The sequence below is a fragment of the Neisseria sp. P0021.S006 genome, assembly GCF_051956895.1.
The window spans coordinates 1-3,474 of the sequence record NZ_JBQCWZ010000090.1; the positions used below are offsets into that span (position 1 = coordinate 1).

At 54.3% G+C, this 3,474-nt stretch carries 1 protein-coding gene; it reads right to left on the reverse strand.

The window, feature by feature from the left end:
- Positions 1-3,422 (reverse strand): TonB-dependent receptor domain-containing protein (locus ACTHUM_RS10930; RefSeq protein ID WP_440402884.1); only part of this gene is annotated, 3,422 nt, incomplete at its 3' end.
- Positions 3,423-3,474 lie beyond the last annotated feature (52 nt).

Sequence of the window (3,474 nt, forward strand, 5' to 3'; positions counted from 1 at the left end):
TACACCTGCCCCGCGCCGTCGGCAATCAGCTTGTCGTAGTTTTTCCGCTCCGCCTTGCTGTGATGGATGGCGCGCATGCCCAATTCCAGTTTTTTGTTGAAGAAGCGCGTGCCGACATCAAGGGAAAGCGAATATTTCGGCTGCAGGGACTGGAAGAAGCGGCTGATTCCGAAGCCGCCTTCCAGGCATTCGGGTACGCGTTGCAGGTAATAGTCGAATTTGAAGGCGATTTGTTTGTCGCAAACCGCGTGTTTCAAGCGGTAAGTACCGCCGAAGGAGGCGAAGAAGCGGCCGCTGTCGAGGCGGCTTTGCAGCTCCACCCCCTTGCTGACTGCCCTGTCGTATTGGATCATGCCGCCGTCCATATTGGATGTGTCGATTTGGTTTTTGATTTTATTGCTGTAGTAGGTGAGGCGGAGGTCGCCTTGGCGCAGCTTGGTGAAATGCGGGGCGAAATTGAAATTGTAGCCGACTTCCCAGTTGGTGCTTTTTTCGGGTTTTAGGTCGTATTCGGCAACAACTTCCCTGCGGAGTAGGGCGTTGCTGCTGACTCCGGTCAATTCATACAGGCTGGGGAAGCGGCTCATGCGGGCATAACGGGCAAAGAGGCGGTGGTTGTCGGCAAGATCGTAGCTGACCGCCAGCATGGGCGACCAGGAATGCGCGCGTTGCTCCTGCGGTATGCGCCAGCGGTCGGCTTCGCCGAATTGATGCCTGACCCAAGCAAGGTTGTGTGGATGAGCTAACCGGTCTCTAGCAAAATCATTATCGTCTTCCGGTGGTGTCTGATTTGTATTGGCCAGTGCTTGCGATTCGGTAATCTGTCCGGGAGCAATATGTAAATTCGCCCCCGGAATATAGCGGCGGTGGCTGCCGCCCTTGCCTTGCGGATTATTTACCATTTCGCGGTATTTCTCGGGAGCAAGCTGTACTTTGCTGTTGTCGAATTTTCCCGAAACAATTGGGATAATCTGTTTGCGGCGTAGGACATATAGCACATCGGTATTTTTATCGCCATGTGTATATTCAACAAGCTGTCCATTTGGTTTGGCATACAAGCGTGTTTCCTGATCAACGAGAGTATCATGCGGATCAAAATCGTAACCGTTTTTTTCCTTAAAACGGCGGTTAAGGTCTTGATATTCTGCAACCTGTCCTCCGATTCTATCAGGGTTATAAAGCTGCAACATTCGCTTTTGGTTGGCAATATCTTCTTCATCCGCCAATTCAAAATACGGCATCATCAGGCCGGTAACATAGCTGTCCGAACCCAGGCCATACTGATACCAGGGGTTGCGTGCGGCACGCTGCCGCGCCAGTTCGATATTGCGTCCTTTAAAGTTCTGATAGCGCACGCCCGCCTGTATGTTCAGGCGGGAAGTCGGTTTCCAGTCGAAGACCAGGTTCGCGCCCCATTCGCGCTTTTTCGCCGACTGCGGGCCGCCCAAGGCCGCCATGCGAGTCAGTACGCCGAAAGTATTCATCAAATCATTGCTGTCGGCGGTATCGGTGCGTTCTTCCAGTGTTTCGCGCTGGTAGTCGGCGGCGAGGGTGAGGCTGAGTTTGTCGGAAAGGCGGAAGCGGTTGCTGAGGTTGAAGCCGTTGCGGACGACGTCGGTACGCTGCCGCGCACCGGGAACGATGATACGGTCGGGATGTTCGATGTAGTAGCGTTCCTGATTCAGCTTTTGCTTCAGTTCGGCCAGGTTCATCAGCCTGCCCAGATGGTTGGTCTGGTCGGTCATCACATTTTTATCGGCGGGCGTGATGGCGTAGTAGCCGCCCGTATGCCCCATCCAGCGGTCAGTAATCGCACGGTTGTTTTCATCGTATTCTGCCAGCTTGCGGGCGATTTTGTCGGGCGTGTCTTCTATCATGCGCAGCACTTCTTCATGGGTTCGCGCCGAACCGTAGGTGTTCGACGTCATCGCGCTTTCGCAGCTTTCCCCCCGCAGGTTAGGTGAGGGCTGTTTGCGTATGTTGCACCAATACCAAAGGTCGTACTCATAGTCGGGCGTAATGACGCCGACGACGGGGCCGCCGCTCTGATGGCGGTTGCTGTCGGTCTTCACCCGCCACATATCGGCCTGAAAATCTATCCATTTGTTGTTTTGCGGCTTCCATTCGTAGCCGATTTTGTAGGTTTTGCTGTCGATTTTCGTCCCTATGCCCGGTGCCTGCTGCGCAGGTTCGTCTAGGGATTGTTCGGCGAAACCGAGTATCCATGCCGTTATCAGGGGGTTGATTTCGCCGAAGCCGATTTTGTTGTCCATATATTGCAGGCTGATTTTTTGGTTGCCCGGCAGATACCAGTTGTTTTTCAGCAGCAGGGTTTTGGTGTCGGTGTGGCTGTTCATGATTTCTTCGCCCGGCCTGAACAGGACGGCCATATTCGGCACCAGGCTGGCGGAAGATTTGCAGAGTATGTCTTTTTCCCGTGGCGATTTGTCGGGATACTGGTCGTAACAGGCATCTGCACCGTAAATGGGGTTGTTGAGGTAGCTCTGATAACCGCGTTTGCCCGCGTAGTAGTTGCCTTTTTGGCGGTGGCTGTATGCGGCAAGGCCGTCTGTAATGTCGGTTTTGAAGGCGGCGGACAACATCAGCTGCCTGTCGTCTTTGAAGTTGGTGTGGCTTTTGCCGCCCGCATACTTGGTACCCGCGATGCCTTCGTCCAACAACAGGGCGGTGGGGGAAGGTTTGCCGGTATAGCCGGTCAATACATCGGGCATACCCGATACCCCGTCCGCCGTCGCGCCTATGGGCGAGAGAGTGCGGTAGTCGCGGCCTAAGAATTGGCGCAGGTCGTTTTTCTGCGCCACGGTGTTGCCGGAAAACTCGGTTTTGACTTCGATTCCCCAGTTTCTCCCTTCGGGGATGATGTCGGAAGGTTCGATGGTGCGGATAGACATCGCGCCGCCGACGCCCGATTTCACGCCGCGCGTGAGGGCCGGGCTTTTTTCCACCGCGATGCTGCGGAACAGGGCGGGGTCGAGGTAGTTGCGGTCGCCCACGCCGTAGTTGTTGAGCCAGACATCGACCGTCTGCTCCGTACCGTCCAGCGTTACGGGGATACGGCCTTTGCCGGTGATGCCGCGTATGTTGGGCGTAATCGCGCCGCCGGCGGTGCGGGTGTTCATGTTGTACACGCCGTTTAGGCCTTTGAGCACGTCGCCGGCGGATTGGACGCGGTAGCGTTCGAGGTATTCTTTGCCGACATAGGCGTTGGAGACGTTTTTGTAATACACGTCGTCCGCGCCTTTTTGGTCGTTGGTACGTTTGCCACTGACAACAACGGTATCCAATTCCTGGTATTGTTCTGGTCGAGCTGAGGTTTCGATGGTATTGGCAACGGTTAATGTACTGAACGCGCTGGCAAGGCTGAGAATGATTATTTTGGGTTTGGGAGTAAAAGCAGACATAGTTTCTCTTTGTTAAGAACTTAATATAATAGGTTAAAATACTCTTTTATAT